This window comes from Methylobacterium sp. FW102-HT35C08 (assembly GCF_058790235.1).
Map to the genome: position 1 here is coordinate 4,535,385 of NZ_JBYTCL010000002.1, position 18,188 is coordinate 4,553,572.

An 18,188-nucleotide genomic window follows, 5' to 3' on the forward strand; every position below is an offset into this window, starting at 1 on the left:
GCCCGGAGCAGTGACCGCCTGTCCGGACAATCAGGTAGAATGACCGTTCAACTCGGCTGCGCAGGATGCGCTGCCGATTGGGCGCCTAAGCTCAGAGGATCATCTATTGGACCGCGAGGCTCTGAAGCGCCTCGACTTTCGTCACCGGCGGTGGGTTCCACTTTCCAATGAGGGCCACAGACTTCGGAGCGTACATGCGCATGCACAGATTGAACGCCGCTTTGGGTGCAGGCAGCCAATTGGCTTCCTTGCCCGGCCCGGGATTTTCGTTTTGAATATATATGTCGAGCGAGCCGTCGGCATTGTACTTGAAAGGCATCCAGCTGCTGACGGCGAAGCGGTTGAGGCTGTTTCCAACCTGGAAGCCGGCGGAGTCATACAAAGTTATTGACCAGAACGCATTGACTGGCGGCATAGAATCCTTCTCGAATGTGATGGTGTACTTGTTCGCGCCATCGAGTGGCTTCCCGGACTCGTCGCCGAGATTGAGCGGGTAAATGGCGTCTTCCGGCACATTGGCACCAAGCCCTTGCTGCGCAACAATCGCACGCTTCAAGTAGTAGTTGCCGTAAACGCCCATCGTATCGGTGTTCATCGACCAGCCATTGGCCACCCGAGCCAACGTCGGCAGCTTCCAGGCCATGAGCTTCTGGCCGGCTCCGGGGGCGCCCTCCAGCGCCTCGCGCACCACGGGATCGAGTTTGCTGATGTCGAAGCTCTTGCCAACCTCGAAGCCAATTCTCTTCATTCGCGCCACGATGGGCTCGTCGGTAACATGCGGCGGTTGGAGCTTTAGCACCTCCGCGGCGTAGGAGAAGTATTTCTCAGCCGGCATCGTGTCGACTTGAACCTTTGGCGGCGTCTTCATGTCGACATTCGGATCGATTTTCACTTCGATCGGCCTCGGCGGCTTGCCCCAGTCCGAGAGAAGGGTGACCGTATATCCGGCCTGGATCTTGTGGACGGTGTCGTAATCTGGGGGGCCGTCCGTCTTGGTCCGACCGATCAGCCAGACGTAGGGCGTTGGGGCGTCTATGCGTTGAGTGTCCTTCGGAAGCTTGAATTCCTCGACGAAGCGATCGCGCAAATCCGGCCTCCAGCCTGGTGGCACCACCAGAAACGTCCCGGCCTGCGTGCCTGTCGTTCGCCAGCCCGGCGAGGCGAATGCATCCGTCCACATATCGAGCATCGGCAAGAGGTAGTAACGCCCATTGGTATTGGGGGCCGTGATGACTACCGGCTCCTTGGTAACGTCGAGCCATGCGACGGAATACAGGGTGTCGAAGTTGGAGCGGACAACGCCCTTGAAATCTGCAGGAGGATATTCAGGTATATTAACGAACATATTCATCGGGCCTTTTCCGAATTCCTTGCCCGGTTCGACGTTTGTGAATGTCTTACGCGAAATATCCATCGACATGAGCGGATACAAATAAAGATATGCGTCGACCGCTATATCATAGGCCTCCTCTTTAGAGATGTTGCTCTGAGCTTGCGTCTCTGATGTAAGCGCCAGCCCAGCAAGAGCGCTTAGAACAAAAGCCGTTGTCAGCTTCATCATCTCAGCCTACTCAAAGTGCCACGGCCAGAGTTTGTATGCTTGGCCGATATATCCTAAATTTCTTGGCTTTTAAGATTCAGGGTGTACCTGCGACTAGACGGATAGACCAGTCCGCTCAAGATGAGGCGGTCGCCCCAGTCGCTCAGCGGTGTCGTCACCGTGGCTCAGAGTGGACAGGTTGAAGCAGCGATCACCAGCGCCGGTAGCGCCGCACGCCGATCGCGCGCGGCCCATAATAGCCGTGCCGGACGACCCCTACCGCACGCGGTCCGTAGATCCCGCGCCGAACGCCGACCGCCCCACGCGGGCCGACGCAGCCGGCCCGATAGATGCCCCGAGCACAGACGACGGCGTTCGCCTCCGTCGGGAGATAGGCAAGCACCCCCGCGAACAGCCCGACTATGACCAGAATGTATCTCATAGTGGGTCCTCCGCGTGCGGCCAGCCCGACCGCATCAGAGACGCCGAACCGGTGCGCAACAGGCAGGACGATAACGATTACCGGCAAGCCTGCTTGATCGAATCGGACACTCGCGTGGCTTCTTGGGAAAGAATGGAAAGCCGGCTTGAATGGCGACTGCAATGGGCGCCAAGCGGAATGTCGGCTCTCGGGCGACAACCCAATGACCGGTTACCACCCGGAGTCGACGTTGCCGGACGGCCGACGAGTGACTGCTTTCGGGAATGTCCGACGGCGATCTGAACGACCGTGTTGGGTCGGTAGGAGCTCGTCCGCTTTTCCGGCGGGCCTGCTCCGAACCAGCCATTCCGCTTACGGCCAGACTACGCCACGCCGGATCGCCTGAGCGGGCAAAACCGGACCTTCGGCTTTGCGCCCATTTCGGTCATTCGAGAGGTGCGAAGCGTTCTCTCAAAGCAGACATGAAAGATGGGCGCCCTTCAGTGGGCGAACACGCCGGCCAGATCCCGGAAACCCTTGACCTCGATCGGATTGCCGCTCGGGTCGAAGAAGAACATCGTGCGCTGCTCGCCGGGCTCGCCGGCGAAGCGGATGACCGGCGGGATGTCGAAGGCGATGCCGGCCGCCTGGACGCGCCCGGCGAGCGCCTCCCAGGCGTCGAGCGGCAGCACCACGCCCAGATGCGGCATCATCACCGTGTGGTTGCCGACCTTCCCGCTCCGGGTGGTGGCGAAGGGCTCGCCCAGGTGCAGCGAGAGCTGATGGCCGAAGAAGTCGAAATCGACCCAGGTCTCGGTGCTGCGCCCTTCCTGGCAGCCGAGGACGCCGCCGTAGAAGCGGCGGGCCGCGTCGAGATCGGTGACGTGGTAGGCGAGATGGAACGGCGTGAGCATCGACGGTCTCTTGCTTGGTGGGCTTCGTGGGAGGGTGTTGCGGCGCCGTCAGGGCGCCGGGTCGAGGGCGCGCGCCGACACGACGCCGCCGACGAGGTTGCAGGACAGCAGGAACGCGCTGTCGAGCGCGCCGCCGCCGGCCGGCACCAGCGCCGCCAGCCGCGCGGCCAGGCTGCGCCGCGCGGCGCGGGCGATGGCCTGAGCCTCCGCGACGGCGACGGCTGAGAACCGGATCGTCTCGCCTGGACGCACTTGCGCGAGGCGGCCGAGATCCGCCGAGATCACGGTGGCGATCTTGGGGTAGCCGCCGGTGGTGTGGCGGTCAGCGAGCAGGATCAGCGGCCGCCCGTGGCCGGGCACCTGGATCGAGCCGTTCACGATCCCGTCCGAGACGATGTTGAAGCCGTCCGCATGTTCGATCGGCGGCCCGTCGAGGTGGTAGCCCATCCGGTCCGCCCATGCCGTGAGGATGTAGGGTTCGGAGAGGAAGGCCCGCAGGCCGTCCTCGGTGAAGCCGTCGGCCTGCGGCCCGAGCACCACCCGGATCGGCCCGCCGAAGGTCGACCGGTGGACCGGCGGCAGGGTGAGCGGACGGTCGCGGGGCGCGGGCGCCGCGAGGGGCAGCAGGTCGCCCGTGGCTAGAGGATTGCCGTCGAGGCCGCCGAGGCGGGTGCGGGTGTGCGTCGCCACGCTGCCGAGCATCGGCGCGACGGCGAAGCCCCCGGCGACCGCGAGGCAGGCGCGCAGCCCTTGCCGCGGGCCGCCGAGGACGAGCCGGTCGCCCCGCCGCAGGTCATGGGCCGTGAAGGGGTCAAGGGCGTGGCCGTTCAGGCTCATCGCGAAGGGCGCCCCGGCGAGGGCGACGCGGCAGATGTCCGTCTCGCAGACGAGTGTCGGACCGACCATCGCCATCTCGACCACCGCGGCGTCGAGCGGGTTGCCGACCAGGCCATTGGCCAGGGCCAGCAGGTCGGGATCCATCGCGCCGGACCCCGAGATGCCGTAGCGCAGGTAGCCCGGCCGCCCGGCATCCTGCAGGGTCGAGGCGACGCCGGGGGCGATGACGCGCAGGCCCTCAGGCATCGATCCGCTCCAGGGTGGCGACGGTTTCGCCCGCGCGGGCGGCTTCGCTGAGGGCGTCGAACGCGGCGCGGTCGATCGGCTCGAACCGGATCAGGTCGCCGGCTGCGAACAGGAACGGCTCGGCCCGGGCCGGATCGTAGGAGCGCGCGGGCGTGCGGCCGATGAGCTGCCAGCCGCTCGGCAGCTCCAGGGGCGGCGAGACGCCGGTCTGGTTCCCGCCAATCGAGACACTGCCGGCGGGCGTCTTGGGGCGCGGATCGGTGCGCCGGCTCGCGTGGAGCCGGGGATCGAGGCCGCCGAGATAGGCGAAGCCGGGGGCGAAGCCGATCATGTAGACGCGGTAATCGCGGCCGGCATGGAGCGCGACCACCTCCTCCAGGCTGAGCCCGGCCCCGGCGGCGAGGTCGGCGAGGTCGGCGCCGTGCGCGCCGCCGTAATGGACCGGCACCCGCCAGCGGCGCAGCCCCCCCGCCGCCCCGTCCGGGGGCGGCCAGTGCGCGGCGATCAGCGCGACGAGGTCGGCCCGGGGCAGCAGGTCCGGATCGTAGAGGACGAGGAGCGAGCGGTAGGTCGGCACGGTCTCCAGGAGGCCGGGGCAGCCGGCGCCGCGGAGCGCCGCATCGAGGGCGATGACCTGCGCGTTGACCGCGGGGTCGACCGTTCGGCCGAGCTCCACCGTGAGAGCCCGGTCGCCGCAATCAAGGAGGCGGTAGCCAGGCTTAGACACCGAGCACCTCGGCCATCGGGCGCAGGGCGATTCCCTTGGCCGCGCAGCCGTCGCGCAGGCGGCGCGCCATCGCGACGGCGCCGGGCGTGTCCCCGTGGACGCAGACCGTGTCGATCCGCGTCGGGATGCGCCGCCCGGACAGGCAGGTGATCGCCCCGTCCTCCAGCATCTGCGCCACGCGCTCGGAGACCGAATCGGGATCGTGCAGCACGGCGCCGGGGAGCTTGCGCGAGACCAGGGTGGCGTCGTCCGTGTAGGCGCGGTCGGCGTAGATCTCGCGCGCGATCGGCAGGCCGAGTTTCTCGCCGGCCCGCTCGGTCTCCAGGCCGGGCATCACCACGAAGATCAGGTCGCGGTCGAGGGTGCGGATCGCCCGGGCCACCGCCAGAGCCAGGTCGGCATCCTCGTTGGCCATGTTGCCCATCGCCCCGTGGGTCTTCACGTGGCGCACCGGGCAGCCGGCATCCTGCGCGAGCGCCAGCAGGGCGCCGACCTGGTAGAGCACCGCCTTCTCGATGTCCGCGGGGCGCTCGCCGTGGATCGGCCGCCGGCCGAAGCCCCACAGGTCGAGGAAGCTCGGATGGGCGCCGGCCTGGACGCCGTTCGCGGCGGCGGCGCGCAGGGTCTCGTGCATCACCAGCGGGTCGCCGGCATGGAAGCCGCAGGCGATGTTGGCCGAGGTCGCCACGGTCAGCATCTCGGCATCGTCGCCCAGACGGTAGACGCCGAAGCCCTCGCCCATGTCGCAGTTCAGATCGACGATCATCGGTGCATCCTTTCTTTCGCGCGGGGTCAGGCTTCGGCGACCAAGTGGGCCACCAGGGTCGCGGCAGCGCACAGATCCTCGATCCGCATCGCCTCGTCGGGGTTGTGGCTGCCGTTCTGGTTGCGGATGAAGATCATCGTGCTCGGCACGCCCTGGCCGGCCAGCGTCGCGGTGTCGTGCCCCGCCCCGCTCGCCATCGTGCGGAACTGCATACCGAGCCGGCGCGCGTGTCCGGACAGGGCCTCGACCAGCGCGGCGCTCATCCGCGCCGGCGTGCTGCCGGTGCGCTCGCCCAGGACGAAGCGCACCGAGCGGGCGGCCTCGATGGCGGCGACGCGCTCGGCGAGCGCCGCCTCGATCCGGTCGAGAACGGCCGGCTCGGTGCTGCGCACGTCGAGGCAGAAGCGGACCTCGCCGGGGATCTTGGCGAAGGCGTGCTGGACCGGGTCGGTGGCGACCTCGCCCAGCGTGATCGTGGCCGGGCAGCCCTCCGCCTCCAGTGCCCCCCAGAGAGCGTCCAGTTCGGTGATCAGGTCGGCGAGGGCGAAGACGGCGTCGCTGCGCTCGCCCCGCGCCACGGCGCCGGAATGGCCGTAGCGGCCGAAGCAGGCCGCCTTGCGGTAGCGGAAGCTGCCGCTGATCGCCGTGACGAAGCCCACCGGGATCCCGGCCGCCTCCAGCGCCGGACCCTGCTCGATGTGCATCTCAACGAAGCCGTGGATCCGCGCCGGGTCGAGGAGCCGTTCGCCACGCGCCACCGCCTCCGGCCGCAGGCCGAGGTCGACCATGTGGTCGTGCAGGCTCCGGCCGGTATCGGCGCGGGGCAGGTCGAGCACCTCCGGCGGCAGCAGGCCGAAGGCGGCTCGGCTGCCGACATAGGAGGCCGGGAACCACACGCTCTCCTCGGCCCGGAACACCGCCACCGTCACGGGACGCGCCGGCATGACGCCTCCTCGGCGTAGGGCCTCCACGGCCGCGAGGCCGCCGATCACACCCGCCGCCCCGTCGAAATTGCCCCCGTGGGGCACCGTGTCGACGTGCGAGCCAACCATCCAGGGCGCCAGCGCCGGGTCGCGCCCCGCCATCGTGAGGAACAGGTTGCCGGCCGCATCGGTCTCGGCGGTGAGCCCCAGTGCCTGCCCGGTGGTCCGCATCAGTGCGTGGGCGCGCTCCTCGCCAGCGCCGTAGGCCGCTCGCGTCACGCCCGGCGCGTCCTGACTGAAGCTCAGGAGCTCGGCGAACAGCGCCGTGCAGAAATTCGGGTCGATCGCGAGGCCGGTCATGCGGACTGCCGCGCCGGCCCGACACGCTGGACCGGCTGAACAATGAGGCACACGCACGGCACGGTCGCGAAGGGAATACCGGGATCCAGGGGCTCGATGACCATGTCGGAGGCAGCCATGCTCAAAAATACCGCTTGAATGCCGGCGGTATACCGTCTCTGTTAAGGCATCGATGAGGTCTTGGCAATGTAAAACAGGTTCGAAGGCGAAATAAAACCTCTGATGTAGAAGCTTTTATAACCGGAATGTCAGCAAACACACGTGTATCTGGCGTGGACCGAAGCATACATCTGCGAGATGATCGCATCACATCGGGTTCGACGATGGCTCAGATCGAGACGGCCGCGCCTCCGCTCCTGAAGATCAGGAAGCTGCACAAGAGCTACGGCGCTAACGAGGTCCTGAAGGGCATCTCCCTCGACATCCACGAGGGCGAGGTCGTGTCGATCATCGGCGCGAGCGGCTCGGGCAAGAGCACGTTCCTGCGATGCCTGAACCTCATGGAGACGCCGACATCCGGCTTCATGGATTTCGAGCGCTTCGCCTTCGACTACGAGCAGGGCGCCCGCCGCCAGCCGACGCCGCAGCAGCTCTGCGAGTTGCGCGCGCGGATCGGCATGGTCTTCCAGAGCTACAATCTTTGGCCGCACATGACCGTGCTGGAGAACGTCGTCGAGGCGCCGATCCGGGTGCGGCGGATGCCGCGTCGGCAGGCGGTCGAGGAGGCCGAGGCGCTGCTCCAGCGCATCGGCCTCTACGAGAAGCGACACGCCTACCCGTCGAAGCTCTCCGGCGGGCAGCAGCAGCGTGTGGCGATCGTGCGGGCGCTTGCGATGGCGCCTAAGGTGATGCTGTTCGACGAAGTGACCTCGGCCCTCGACCCGGAGCTGGTCGGCGAGGTGCTGGCGCTGATGGGCTCCCTCGCGGCGGAGGGGATGACGATGCTGCTCGTCACCCACGAGATGGCCTTCGCACGGGATGTCGGAACCCGCACCCTGTTCTTCGATGGCGGCGTGATCGCCGAGGACGGGCCGCCCGACGCCATCATCGGCGCGCCCCGGAGCGAGCGGCTGCGCCAGTTCCTCCGGCGCGTCCTGCACCAGGCCGCCGCGCCCGGACAGACGGCGTGAGCCGCCACGCCATTATCGGGGAGATCGGACAGCGATGAGCGTCGCGGCGTTGCAGGACTGGTGGCTCACCCTCTCGGACGAGGTCGTCACCTACGGCCCCGGCTTCCTCTCGGCGACCCTGGTGGTGCTCGGCGTCACGGTGGCGAGCATCCTGGTGAGCTGGGTCTGCGGCCTGCTCGGGGCGCTGGGCAAGCGCTCGTCCTTCGCGCCCTTCCGGGCGCTGGCGAGCTTCTACGTCTGGTTCATCCGCGGCACGCCGACCCTGGTCCAGGTCTTCATCGTGTATTTCGGCATGCCGCAGATCGGGGTGAAGCTCTCGCCCGTGACCGCCGGCATCATCGCGCTAGGCGTCAGCAGTGGCGCCTACGTGGCCGAGACCATCCGGGCCGGCCTCGCGGCGATCCCCCGGGGTCAGGTCGAGTCGGCGCTGGCGCTGGGCATGAACCCGCGGATCATGATGGTCCGGATCGTCCTGCCGCAGGTCTTCCGCATGATCCTGCCGTCCCTAACCAACGAGGCGATCTCGGCGGTTAAGAACACCTCGCTCCTGTCGACGATCACGGTGGTCGAGCTGACGCTCTTCGCACAGCTCATGATCGCCACGACCTTCCGGCCGTTCGATTTCTACATCGCGGCGGCGCTGATCTACCTCGGCCTCACGTCGATCCTGTCGCAGCTCTCGGCTTATTTCGAGCGGCGCTACGCCCGCCTGTCCTGAGCCTCACCCGCCGCGGGACGGGCCGCGGCCGACCCCTCCCGCCCCGTCCCGAGACCGGAGACCGCCATGAACCGCCGCCACGTCCTCGCCCTCGCCGCCCTCTGCGCCAGCCTCGGCACCGGCCTCCTCGCCGCTCCAGCGGCCCGCGCGGCCGAGGGCAAGCTCGAGCTGATCGAGCCCGGCAAGCTGATCGTGGCCACCGACAGCACCTTCGCGCCCTTCAGCATGCGCACGCCGAGCGGCGAGCTCGACGGTCTGGAAGTCCGGGTGATGCGCGAGGTCTGCCAGCGGCTCAGACTCGCGTACAGCCCGGTCAACATCAAGTTCGACGCCCTACTGGTCGGCCTGATGGCCGATCAGTACGACATCACCAGCGAGTCGATGGACATCACCCCCGCCCGCCAGAAGCAGGTCGCCTTCGCGGACGGGTGGCTCGAATCCGGCGCGCGGATCGTCACCCGCAAGGATACCGGCATCAAGGGGCCGGACGATCTCAAAGGCCGCAACGTCGGCGCCCTCTCGGCCTCGACCTTCGGCAAGCTCGCCGAGGAGCACGGTGCCACCCTGAAGAGCTACAAGACCGCCGCGGACGCCATGCAGGACCTCGTCGGTGGCAACATCGACGCGGTGATCAACGACGCGGTGGCCGGCAACTACGCCATCAAGGCGCGCAAGCTACCGCTGGTGATGATCGAGACCCCGCTCAGCACCATCCAGAAGGGCTTCGCCATCAAGAAGGGCAAGCCGAACCTGCACGCCGCCGTCAACAAGGCCCTGGCCGAGATGGTCGCGGACGGTACCTACGCCAAGCTCCTCACGCCGCTGATCGGCTATGACCCGGCTCCGAAGGAGCCGATCCGCACGCCCGCCATGTGAGCGGGCGCGGGGCCGGCGCCAGAGAAGAAGTCGGGAGCGGCCCGGCCGGCCGCTCCGGGAGGACGCGATGAAAACCCTCAACGCATCGTCGTACACGACGGCGCTCAATGCTCGGCGCGAGCAGAGCCTCGGTCAGATGGCCTACGATCGGCTGCTCGACATGCTCGTCCGCCGCGACCTTCCGGCCGGCACCGTGCTGCACGAGCGCCGCCTCGCCGAGATGCTCGACATCTCCCGGACCCCGACCCGCGAGGCGATGTCGCGACTGGAGACCGAGGGGCTGATCGAGCGGCAGCCCGGCGGGATGCTCGTCGTCAAGGAGTTCTCCCTGCGCGAGCTGATCGAGATCCTGCATGTCCGCCGCCTCCTGGAGCGCGAGAGCGTCGTGCTGGCCACCGGTCGGATCGCCGACGCGGTGCTGGCGGACCTGCAGCGGCAGATGGAGGCGCTGCTGGCGGCGGGCGACCCGGATGCACCGGGCAACTGGGAGGTCGACCGGCGCTTCCACGACCTGATCGCGGATCACAGCCACAACGCGATCCTCGCCAAGACGATCAAGGACCTGCGGCTCAAGACGCAGATGTTCAACCTGAGCCGGATGCCCGAGCGGTTCGAGGCGGTCCATCGCGAGCACCTCGCGGTGGTCGCCGCCCTGCGGGCCCGGGACACGGCGGCAGCGGCGGACGCCATCGCGGCCCATCTCGAGAATTTCAAGCAGGGCATCATCCGGCGCCTGAGCGAAGTCTGAGCGAAGTCAGCGGCGGGGGCGGCGCGATGCACGAGTTCACGGACCTGCGCGGCCGCGAGACGGCCTTCCCGGAGGCGGAGTTCGCCGCCCGGCAGGCGGCGGCCCGGACCGCCATCGCGACGGCCGGCCACGACGCGCTCGTGGTGACCGGCCCGGAGACGATCTACTGGCTGACCGGCCGCCAGACCGCGGGCTACTTCGCCTTCCAGGCCCTCCTCGTGCCGGTGGAGGGCGACCCGGCGCTCCTGGTCCGGCAGCTCGAGCTTCCGGGCGCGGCCGCCAACACGTGGCTCGACGACATCCAGGCCTACCCGGACGGCGCCGACCCGGCCGAGGCCCTGGCGGCGCTGGTGCGGCGGCGCAAGCTCGCCAAGCCGGCCCTGGAGCGGGACGGCTGGTTCGTCTCGCCGGCGCTCGCGGCGCGGATCGACGCCGCCCTCGGAAGCGACCCGCTGCCCGACGGTTCTGGCCTGCTCGCCCCCTTGCGGGCGGTGAAGTCGGCGGCCGAGCTCGCGGCGATCCGGGCCGCCGCCCGGTATGCGCAGGCCGGGCTCGCCGCGGGGCTCGACGCGTGCGCGGCGGGCACCGACGAGAACGCCATCGCCGCCGCCATGCTGGCGGCCGCGACGGCCGCCGGGTCCGAGTCCATGGCGATGGAGCCCCTGGTCGCGTCGGGCCCGCGCAGCGGTCTGCCGCACATGACGTGGCGGCGGCGCCGGCTGGAGCCGGGCGACCCGGTCTTCCTGGAACTCGCCGGCAGCCATGCCCGCTACCACGCGGCGCTGATGCGCAGCGTCTGGATCGGCCCGCCACCGGAAGAGGCGTCGCGGATGATGGACTGCGCCCTTCGCGCGCTCGACGCGGCGCTCGGCGCGATTCGACCCGGCCATCCCTGCGCCGCCCCGCATTCCGCGGCGCAGGCCGTCATCGACGCGGCGGGCTACGGCCCGGCCTTCCGCAAGCGCATCGGCTACTCGATGGGCGTCGCCTTCGCGCCGGACTGGGGAGAAGGCGCTCTGCTCTCGCTCTTCACCGGACAGGACCGGCCGATCGAGCCCGGCATGGTGTTCCACTTGCCGGCGACCCTGCGCCGGTTCGGCGCCTGGACGGTCGGCGCCTCTGAGACCGTCATCGTCACCGCAAACGGGGTCGAGCCCCTTTCCGACCTCCCCCGTACCCTGTCGCTGCGTTAAGGCAGCCGACATAATCGCTATCTGGTTAGGCAACATGGAGGCCGGACTGTCTGCAGCGAACGCGACTGTATTGCTCGCGTGCCAGTGTCCGCTTCTCCTTCAATGTTGCTTCAAATCGGAACGGATGCTTTCGGCCAAACCACGCCATGCCTGGTCGCCAACCCGTTCAAAATCGGCCGTTCGGCTTTGCGCCCGTCTCGGTCATTCGAGGCAGCATGGCGACATCCCCGAAGAAGACGTGAACACCTCAGGCCCAGGTCCGAGTTGGGGAATTTGCTCTGTTTCCTCCCCGTATGCAGGGACTCCTGGGTGTTATAGCGGACCTCAGTCGCGCCCACTTCACCATCCCTCAAGCGCGACGCCGACGAAAACCTCGCAAGCCGCGAGGGAGGCTAGCTGGGCCCGCAAGCTATCGACCCGCCAGTCGCACTTCGGAGCTCCGCTCTTGACATTCCAACAATAGAGCGCAGGACAAAGCCAATGTGTCGGTGTTGGGGTAGGGACGCTCTCGTACTCGACGATCTTCGAGGGGTGATAAGGCCGCTTCTGCCGCCTGAGCCAGGGATGCCAAATTGTGGCCGGCCGGGGCCTCGGATCAGGCCGCGCTGGCGGGGATCTTCTTGGTTCTGCGCACGGGAATGAAGTGGAAGCACCTGCCGCGATCCGAAGTAGGCTGCAGCGGCAAGACCCTTTGGCGACGTCTGGGCGCGTGGCAGGCGGCCGGTTTAAGGGTCGCCCTGCACCATGTGCGGTTGGAGCAGCTTCAGGGCGCGCAGTGAGGCGTCTGTAAGCGTGGCGCCACTGAACTGCTCTGCTGCGCTCATGAAGACGGTGGGCGAAGCAACGCCCGGAATCAGCCGGTCTTTTCGATGTTCCAGAAAAACTGCACGGGCGCCATGACCATGCCCTTGAGCTTATTGCTGACGGCCATCGGCTGCTGCACGAGGCCAGCCGGGGCGTAGGGTACGACCGCGAAGGCTCGCTCCTCGATGCGCGCGGCGAGCGCCTTCTGCTGCGCCTCGTCGCTGGTGGCGATCCAGTCGCTGCGCAGCGTCTCGAGCGTCGGGTCGTCGGGCCAGCCGAACCACGCGGCCTGACCGTTGGCCCGGATCAGCGGGTGCAGGGCCGGGTTGAGCACGTCCGCCCCCGACCATAGGGTGTGGAATAGCGACCAGCCCCCGGCATCGACCGGCCCGCGATTGCCACGGCGGGCGATGAAGCTGCCCCAGTCGGTGGAGACCAGATCGACGTTCATCCCGAGCTGCTTGAGCAGGTCCTGGGTCACCAGCGACTGGTTGTAGGCAATCGGCTGGTCGGCCGGGGCCAACAGCACAACACGTTCGCCCTTATAGCTGGCCTTGGCCAGCATCGCCTTGGCCTTGGCGAGATCTGTTTGCATAGCGTCGGGCCCGCCGGCGCCGGTCGACATCGGCGAGCCCGGGGTGAAGAAGGTCTTGGCCTCCCGGTAGTATTCAGGGCTGCCGACCACCGCCTGCATGTAGTCGTCCTGCTTCATGGCCATCATCACGGCCCGGCGGATCTCGGGATTGTTGAACGGCGGCTGCGTGTGATTGAACCGCATCAGCAGGATCAGCCCGAGAGGCACGTTGCGGATCTCGATCCCCGGCTTGCCCTTGAGGACGGGGATCAGGTCGATCGCCGGCTGCTCGTACCAGTCGACCGTCCCCTGGATCATCGCGCCAACCGCCGCCGACGCCTCGGTGATGGCAAGCCATTCGATCCGGTCGACCTTGGCGACCTTGCCGCCCGCGGCCCAGGAGGGCGCCTCCTCGCGCGGGCGGTAGCCGGCGTGGCGGGTGTAGATCGCGTTCTGTCCTGGGATCCATTCCCGCGCCTCGAAGCGCCAAGGCCCGGAGCCCGTGGCGTCAGCGATCGGCTTGGAGGCGTCCTGCAGCGCGATGCGCTCCGGCATGATGAAGGGCACGTTGGAGGACAGCTTGCCGAGCGCCGCAGGGAGCAGGGGGAACGGCTTCCTCAGGGAGATCGTGAAGGTCCGCGGATCCTCCTGGCCGTACGCCTCCACGAAGCCCGCCAGGGTCTGGCCGAACGCATCGCGCTTGGACCAGCGCGCCAGCGAGGCGATGCAGTCCTTGGCCCCGACGGGCGAGCCGTCGTGGAAGGTGAGGCCGTCGCGGAGATGGAAGGTCCAGCGCAGGCCGTCGGGCGCGGTCTGCCAGTCGCTCACCATCTGCGGCTGGATGCGGAAATTCTCGTCGGTGGCGAACAGCGTGTCGTAGACGAGATAGCCGTGGTTGCGGATGACGTAGCTCGTGGCGACGATCGGATCGAGGGACGGCAGGGGTGTTGACGGGATGAAGCGTAGCACGCTGCCGCCGCCAGGCTGGGACCGGACCAGGTGTGGGAGTCCGAGGCCAACGGCCGCGCCTGCGGTTCCGGCCAGAAGCTGGCGACGGGAGAGCGTCATCGCGGGCACCCTTGTCCTGATCGAGCCAGATGCCCGATTGATTTTATACAATTTCAACACCGGAGCTCCGCCGTCAAGGGTCCTGCGGAGCGCCAGGGCCTGACCGGGAGCGAGACGATGAAGAACCAGACCATCGCGGGTTCGATCGGGGCTGAGATCCGGCGGCGCATCCTCGACGGACGCTATCCGGCCGGCTCCCAGCTCCGCCAGGACGGCCTCGCGGCGGAGTTCGGCGCCAGCCGCATCCCGGTGCGCGAGGCCCTGTTCCAGCTGGAGGCTGAGGGCCTCGTGCGGATCCTGCCCCATCGCGGGGCCATGGTGGCGCCGCTCTCGCCGGCGGACGCGGCCGAGGCCCTCGAACTCCGGGGCGCCCTCGAGCCGCGCCTCTTGGCTCTCTCGGCGCCCCGCCTGACCGCCGACGAGTACGTTCGTGCCGACGCGCTGCTGGAGGAGTACGCAGCGGCCTTGCGGGCGGGCGCGACGGCGCGCTGGGGTGCCCTTAACACGGAGCTGCACCTCCTTCTCTACAGCCGGGCGGAGCGTCCCCGCGCCCTCGGGCTGGTCGGCTCCCTGCTGGCCGAGTGCGACCGCTACACCCGCCTGCAGCTCTCCACCGACAACGCCGAGCTGGAACGGGCCGACCGCGAGCACCGCGAGATCGTGCGGCTGTGCCGGAACGGCCACGTCTCGGCCGCCTGCGCCCTCCTGACCGACCATATTGACCACGTCGCCGCCGCGCTGATGGCGTTCCTCGGCGCCACGCCCAGCCCGGCCCGCTCGACCGTGATTGTATAAAATCCTTGCCAGACTCGCGCGGCGCTGACATGGAGAGGCGTGCCGCCCAGCGAGGCCCGCAAGGCCGGCCGGGACGATCCCACCTCCCACCAGGCGAGCCGGCGATGGCCTTCGATCGACAAATCTTCTCCGGCACGATCCCGGCCCTGATGACGCCCTGCCGGTCGGACCGGACGCCCGACCTCGACGCCCTCGCCCGCAAGGGGCGCGAGCTCGTCGATGCCGGCATGTCGGCGGTCGTCTACTGCGGCTCGATGGGCGACTGGCCGCTGCTCACCGACGAGGAGCGGATGGCGGGCGTCGAGCGGCTGCTCGCTGCCGGCGTCCCGGTGATCGTCGGGACCGGCGCGCAGAACCCGAAGCGGGCCGCGGCGCTCGCGGCGCACGCCAAGGCGGCCGGCGCCCATGGGCTGATGATCATCCCGCGGGTCCTGTCGCGCGGCAGCTCGGCCGCAGCCCAGGAGGCACATTTCGGCGGCATCCTCGAGGCGGCCGTCGACCTGCCGTCGGTGATCTACAACAGCCCCTATTACGGTTTTGAGACCCGCGCGGAGCTGTTCTTCCGCCTGCGCGCCCGCTACCCGCACCTCGTCGGGTTCAAGGAATTCGGCGGCGCGGCCTCGCTCACCTACGCGGCCGAGCACATCGCCGGCCAGTCGCCCGACATCACTCTGATGGTCGGGGTGGATACGCAGGTGGTGCACGGCTACGTCAATTGCGGCGCCCGGGGCGCCATCACGGGCATCGGCAACGTCCTGCCGCGGGAGGTGCTCCACCTCGTCGATCTGTGCGAGAAGGCGGCCACCGGCGATGTCCTGGCTCGGCGACGGGCGGGGGAGCTCGACGCGGCGCTGGCGATCCTGTCGAGCTTCGACGAGGGGCCCGACCTCGTGCTCTATTACAAGTACCTGATGGTGCTGGAGGGGAGCCCGGAATATGCGCTCCACTTCAATGCCTCCGACGCGCTGAGTGCCGGCCAGCGCCATTACGCGGAGAACCAGCTGCGGATCTTCAAGGCGTGGTACGCGCGGTGGTCGGAAGAGCGCGCTTAGCTGTCAGGTCGGCTGCCGGCACGATCTCGCGGGGAAGTGCATGCAGGAGCGCAATCGAGCGCGGTTGGCGGCCCGATTTCGGGCCCAGTGGGGAATGCGAGTCCGCGGCGGAGCCTAGGGCGGCGTGGCGGCGAGGGTCATGAGGCAGGGTAGCTTTGTGTTCCCCGAGCCGACGTCGGTAGAGAGAGCCCGTCTCTACAGCTCGCTGCAATGCGTCGCCGCTGAGGCTTTGATCACGCTTAGCGCACGAAGCCGGACCTCCAAGGACGGTTTTGGCCAAACCACGCCATGCCGGATCGCCGATGAGCGCAAAACCGGACCTTCAGCTTTGCGCCCATTGTCGCCGTCCATCCGAGGCCCGGCAGCATCTCGAAAGCGGACGCTGCGGCGAACGTCGCGGATTGAATCACTCCAACGCTCGGTCCCGGCTCCGGGCGGATATTTGAATCTGCCGCGTCTCAGGCATGCGGAGGTCATCGCTCATATGTCCTCGGACGATCCGAGGAAGGCCCGCACGGTATCGCGGAGAAAGGCGGCGTCGGCCGGGTTGGCCGCGGGATTGCCGGCGCGATGGCCCCAGACGCTCGGGATCGGCCGCAGGACGGCCTCGCGCAGGTGCGGCAGTTCGGCGGCGTTGTCGGCGACGCGAAAATAGAGATCGGTCTCGCCCGGCATCAGCAGCAGCCGGGCCGTGATCGCGCCCAGCGCCCGTGCGAGGTCGCCGCCGAAGCGCGGGTCGCGGCTGATGTCGCCCGCCTCCCAGGTGCGGAGCTGCGCGTACAGATCGGCCGCCGGGCGGCGGGCGAAGCGCTCCTCCCAGTCGGTGCGCAGGAAGGTGTCGAGGTCCGGGGCGCCGAGGGCGGTGCGGTGCAGGTCGGCCCGGTAGAAGTCCTGGCTGAGCGCCCAGCCCGCGTAGATGCGCCCGAAGGCCCGGAGCGCGGCGGCGGGCTCGGCCGAGAAGCGGCCGGCGCCGCGATGCTCGGGCGCGGCCTCCAGCACCGCCATCAGGCCCTTCAGGAACACGCGGTTGTGCGTGGCGGTCCGGGCGCTGCCGCAATTGATCACCGCCCGGGCGACCTGATCGGGGAACAAAGCCGCCCAGTGGTAGGCCTGCTGCGCCCCCATGGACCAGCCGTAGACCGCGTGCAGGTGTTCGATGCCCCAGGTCTCGGCGAGCAGGCGGCGCTGGGCGTGGACGTTGTCCCAGGCGGTGACGAGGCCGGGCCAGTCCGGCTTGTTCGACGGGCTCGACGACAGGCCGTTGCCGAACATGTCCGGGATGACGATGAACCAGCGGGCCGGATCGAGCACCCCCTCGGGTCCGATCAGCCATTCGAGGTCGGGGTGCTGGGCCGCGTAGCTCGTCGGGTAGAGCACGACGTTGTCGCGCGCAGGAGAGAGGGTGCCGTGAGTCTTCCAGCGCAGCGTGGCGCTCCGCAGGAGATCGCCCGCCTGGAGGGACAGGTCTCCGAGCGCGAAGCTGCCGGTGGCCGTCGGCCAGCTGGTCATGGGCGGAGCGTCCGGAAGAACCCCACGTGCCAGCGAGCGTAGCCCCGCTGCAACACGCCGAGCCGCTCGCGCATAGCCGCGTGGGCGTCCGGCAGGCGGTGGAACGGGATCGATGGGTAGAGATGGTGCTCGGTGTGGAACGGCATGTTCCACATGAGCAGCCGCATCAGTCCGTTGGTCAAGGTCGTGCGTGTGTTGGTCAGGCCATTGTCGTCCATGGTGCAGAGTGTGTGCTCGGTGAGCAGGTAGAGCCGCAGGAACGGCTGCCCGAGGAGCTGCGGCCCGATCCAGAACACGAGGGGCGCCCACCAGCCGACCAGCGCGATGGCGAGAGCCGAGCCGCCGAGCAGGACGGCGCACATGAGCCGGAGCGATCGGATGATGCGCGGCGCGGCGCGCTCCGTGATGAAGGGATAGGCCGAGAGATCGCCGCTTAGGCCGGCCCAGACCACCTGGAGGCGGGTGCGCCAATAGGGCAGCGCCATCACGCGCCAGACATAAGCGTCGAGGGTGGAGGGGGGCAGCAACGCGAGTTCCGGATCGCGCTCGGGATCCTGCGTGTGGCGGTGGTGGGCGAGGTGGAAGGCCGTGTAGAAGTGCCAGTTCAAGAGCGACGGGCAGGCCACCAGCCAGCCGGCGACGGCGTTGGCTCGACGCGAGCGGAACGCGGTCAGGTGGATGGTCTCATGGATCGGCGCGAACAGGGCCGATTGCACGACGCCCAGCAGCAGCATGGCGGGAAGCAGCGTCCAGGCCCCGGAGCGGCAGACCAGCCAGCCGGAACCGGCCAGCATCAGAACATGCGCGCCGAGGCGCGCTGCGCCGCGCAGGTCCGAGCGCTGCGACAGCGCCTTGATCTCCGCGCCCGTCAGAATTCGTCCCGTCGCCGAAGCCATGGATCTCCCTGAATGGTGCGCGCCGCGAAAACATACGGCCTGTGCATCCCTTGTGCCGGTCTCGCGGGTCTTCGCGGCCGGGCCGGGCCGC

17 protein-coding genes and 1 pseudogene are annotated in these 18,188 nt (G+C 68.5%); 8 read left to right on the plus strand and 10 right to left on the minus strand.

Features of this window, described 5'->3' with window-relative positions:
• Positions 1-103: 103 nt before the first annotated feature.
• The 7 genes from AC3WSN_RS21540 to AC3WSN_RS21570 form a co-directional block, all read right to left on the minus strand.
• Complete coding sequence (locus AC3WSN_RS21540; protein WP_492540688.1) at positions 104-1,561, minus strand: DUF1254 domain-containing protein; 1,458 nt, start codon at positions 1,559-1,561, stop codon at positions 104-106.
• Between the two features lie 190 nt (positions 1,562-1,751).
• A complete protein-coding gene (locus AC3WSN_RS21545; protein WP_492540689.1) occupies positions 1,752-1,982 on the minus strand; it encodes a hypothetical protein in 231 nt (76 codons plus the stop codon).
• A 479-nt stretch (positions 1,983-2,461) separates the two neighbouring features.
• Entirely contained in the window at positions 2,462-2,875 is a 414-nt protein-coding gene (locus tag AC3WSN_RS21550) for a VOC family protein (RefSeq protein WP_492540691.1), read from the minus strand.
• A 48-nt stretch (positions 2,876-2,923) separates the two neighbouring features.
• A complete protein-coding gene (locus tag AC3WSN_RS21555) occupies positions 2,924-3,958 on the minus strand; it encodes a 5-oxoprolinase subunit C family protein (RefSeq protein ID WP_492540693.1) in 1,035 nt (344 codons plus the stop codon).
• Positions 3,951-4,685, minus strand: a complete 735-nt coding sequence (gene pxpB / locus AC3WSN_RS21560) for a 5-oxoprolinase subunit PxpB (RefSeq protein ID WP_492540694.1) — start codon at positions 4,683-4,685, stop codon at positions 3,951-3,953. The genes AC3WSN_RS21555 and pxpB overlap by 8 nt, the downstream gene beginning before the upstream one ends.
• The gene (locus AC3WSN_RS21565; protein ID WP_492540696.1) at positions 4,678-5,451 is read right to left on the minus strand and encodes a LamB/YcsF family protein; all 774 of its coding nucleotides are present in this window, start codon (positions 5,449-5,451) and stop codon (positions 4,678-4,680) included. Before AC3WSN_RS21565 ends, pxpB begins: the two co-directional genes overlap by 8 nt.
• Before the next feature lie 26 nt (positions 5,452-5,477).
• Complete coding sequence (locus AC3WSN_RS21570; protein ID WP_492540698.1) at positions 5,478-6,734, minus strand: Zn-dependent hydrolase; 1,257 nt, start codon at positions 6,732-6,734, stop codon at positions 5,478-5,480.
• 323 nt (positions 6,735-7,057) lie between these two features.
• Here AC3WSN_RS21570 and AC3WSN_RS21575 point away from each other — a divergent pair, with 323 nt between their 5' ends.
• The 6 genes and pseudogenes from AC3WSN_RS21575 to AC3WSN_RS21600 all read left to right on the plus strand — a co-directional run.
• Entirely contained in the window at positions 7,058-7,864 is an 807-nt protein-coding gene (locus tag AC3WSN_RS21575) for an amino acid ABC transporter ATP-binding protein (RefSeq protein WP_492540700.1), read from the plus strand.
• Between the two features lie 34 nt (positions 7,865-7,898).
• Positions 7,899-8,582 carry an amino acid ABC transporter permease gene (locus AC3WSN_RS21580; RefSeq protein WP_492540702.1) on the plus strand — a complete coding sequence of 228 codons (684 nt, stop codon included), beginning with the start codon at positions 7,899-7,901 and terminating at the stop codon, positions 8,580-8,582.
• 66 nt (positions 8,583-8,648) lie between these two features.
• On the plus strand, positions 8,649-9,458 hold the full coding sequence (locus AC3WSN_RS21585) for a transporter substrate-binding domain-containing protein (protein WP_492540704.1): 810 nt from the start codon (positions 8,649-8,651) through the stop codon (positions 9,456-9,458).
• A 67-nt stretch (positions 9,459-9,525) separates the two neighbouring features.
• Complete coding sequence (locus AC3WSN_RS21590; protein ID WP_492540706.1) at positions 9,526-10,206, plus strand: GntR family transcriptional regulator; 681 nt, start codon at positions 9,526-9,528, stop codon at positions 10,204-10,206.
• Between the two features lie 26 nt (positions 10,207-10,232).
• Complete coding sequence (locus AC3WSN_RS21595) at positions 10,233-11,399, plus strand: M24 family metallopeptidase (protein ID WP_492540708.1); 1,167 nt, start codon at positions 10,233-10,235, stop codon at positions 11,397-11,399.
• Positions 11,400-11,879: 480 nt separating this feature from the next.
• A pseudogene (locus tag AC3WSN_RS21600) lies at positions 11,880-12,172 on the plus strand (transposase); the annotation flags it as partial.
• An 80-nt stretch (positions 12,173-12,252) separates the two neighbouring features.
• Here AC3WSN_RS21600 and AC3WSN_RS21605 read toward each other — a convergent pair.
• Positions 12,253-13,845: an ABC transporter substrate-binding protein gene (locus AC3WSN_RS21605; protein WP_492540710.1), complete on the minus strand. Its 1,593-nt coding sequence runs from the start codon at positions 13,843-13,845 to the stop codon at positions 12,253-12,255.
• Positions 13,846-13,962: 117 nt separating this feature from the next.
• Here AC3WSN_RS21605 and AC3WSN_RS21610 point away from each other — a divergent pair, with 117 nt between their 5' ends.
• Complete coding sequence (locus tag AC3WSN_RS21610; protein ID WP_492540712.1) at positions 13,963-14,640, plus strand: GntR family transcriptional regulator; 678 nt, start codon at positions 13,963-13,965, stop codon at positions 14,638-14,640.
• 104 nt (positions 14,641-14,744) lie between these two features.
• Complete coding sequence (locus tag AC3WSN_RS21615; protein ID WP_492540714.1) at positions 14,745-15,692, plus strand: dihydrodipicolinate synthase family protein; 948 nt, start codon at positions 14,745-14,747, stop codon at positions 15,690-15,692.
• 480 nt (positions 15,693-16,172) lie between these two features.
• On the opposite strand, the gene AC3WSN_RS21620 is transcribed toward AC3WSN_RS21615, so the two are convergent.
• Entirely contained in the window at positions 16,173-17,201 is a 1,029-nt protein-coding gene (locus AC3WSN_RS21620; protein ID WP_492540716.1) for an alpha/beta fold hydrolase, read from the minus strand.
• Entirely contained in the window at positions 17,198-18,097 is a 900-nt protein-coding gene (locus AC3WSN_RS21625; RefSeq protein ID WP_492540718.1) for a fatty acid desaturase, read from the minus strand. The genes AC3WSN_RS21620 and AC3WSN_RS21625 overlap by 4 nt, the downstream gene beginning before the upstream one ends.
• Positions 18,098-18,188 lie beyond the last annotated feature (91 nt).

Excerpts from the sequence above, each read along its gene's own strand:
- AC3WSN_RS21540 (WP_492540688.1), bottom strand. The coding sequence starts at position 1,561 with ATGATGAAGCTGACAACGGCTTTTGTTCTAAGCGCTCTTGCTGGGCTG.
- AC3WSN_RS21545 (WP_492540689.1), bottom strand. The coding sequence starts at position 1,982 with ATGAGATACATTCTGGTCATAGTCGGGCTGTTCGCGGGGGTGCTTGCC.
- AC3WSN_RS21550 (WP_492540691.1), bottom strand. The coding sequence starts at position 2,875 with ATGCTCACGCCGTTCCATCTCGCCTACCACGTCACCGATCTCGACGCG.
- AC3WSN_RS21555 (WP_492540693.1), bottom strand. The coding sequence starts at position 3,958 with ATGCCTGAGGGCCTGCGCGTCATCGCCCCCGGCGTCGCCTCGACCCTG.
- AC3WSN_RS21565 (WP_492540696.1), bottom strand. The coding sequence starts at position 5,451 with ATGATCGTCGATCTGAACTGCGACATGGGCGAGGGCTTCGGCGTCTAC.
- AC3WSN_RS21570 (WP_492540698.1), bottom strand. The coding sequence starts at position 6,734 with ATGACCGGCCTCGCGATCGACCCGAATTTCTGCACGGCGCTGTTCGCC.
- AC3WSN_RS21575 (WP_492540700.1), top strand. The coding sequence starts at position 7,058 with ATGGCTCAGATCGAGACGGCCGCGCCTCCGCTCCTGAAGATCAGGAAG.
- AC3WSN_RS21580 (WP_492540702.1), top strand. The coding sequence starts at position 7,899 with ATGAGCGTCGCGGCGTTGCAGGACTGGTGGCTCACCCTCTCGGACGAG.
- AC3WSN_RS21585 (WP_492540704.1), top strand. The coding sequence starts at position 8,649 with ATGAACCGCCGCCACGTCCTCGCCCTCGCCGCCCTCTGCGCCAGCCTC.
- AC3WSN_RS21590 (WP_492540706.1), top strand. The coding sequence starts at position 9,526 with ATGAAAACCCTCAACGCATCGTCGTACACGACGGCGCTCAATGCTCGG.
- AC3WSN_RS21595 (WP_492540708.1), top strand. The coding sequence starts at position 10,233 with ATGCACGAGTTCACGGACCTGCGCGGCCGCGAGACGGCCTTCCCGGAG.
- AC3WSN_RS21605 (WP_492540710.1), bottom strand. The coding sequence starts at position 13,845 with ATGACGCTCTCCCGTCGCCAGCTTCTGGCCGGAACCGCAGGCGCGGCC.
- AC3WSN_RS21610 (WP_492540712.1), top strand. The coding sequence starts at position 13,963 with ATGAAGAACCAGACCATCGCGGGTTCGATCGGGGCTGAGATCCGGCGG.
- AC3WSN_RS21615 (WP_492540714.1), top strand. The coding sequence starts at position 14,745 with ATGGCCTTCGATCGACAAATCTTCTCCGGCACGATCCCGGCCCTGATG.
- AC3WSN_RS21620 (WP_492540716.1), bottom strand. The coding sequence starts at position 17,201 with ATGACCAGCTGGCCGACGGCCACCGGCAGCTTCGCGCTCGGAGACCTG.
- AC3WSN_RS21625 (WP_492540718.1), bottom strand. The coding sequence starts at position 18,097 with ATGGCTTCGGCGACGGGACGAATTCTGACGGGCGCGGAGATCAAGGCG.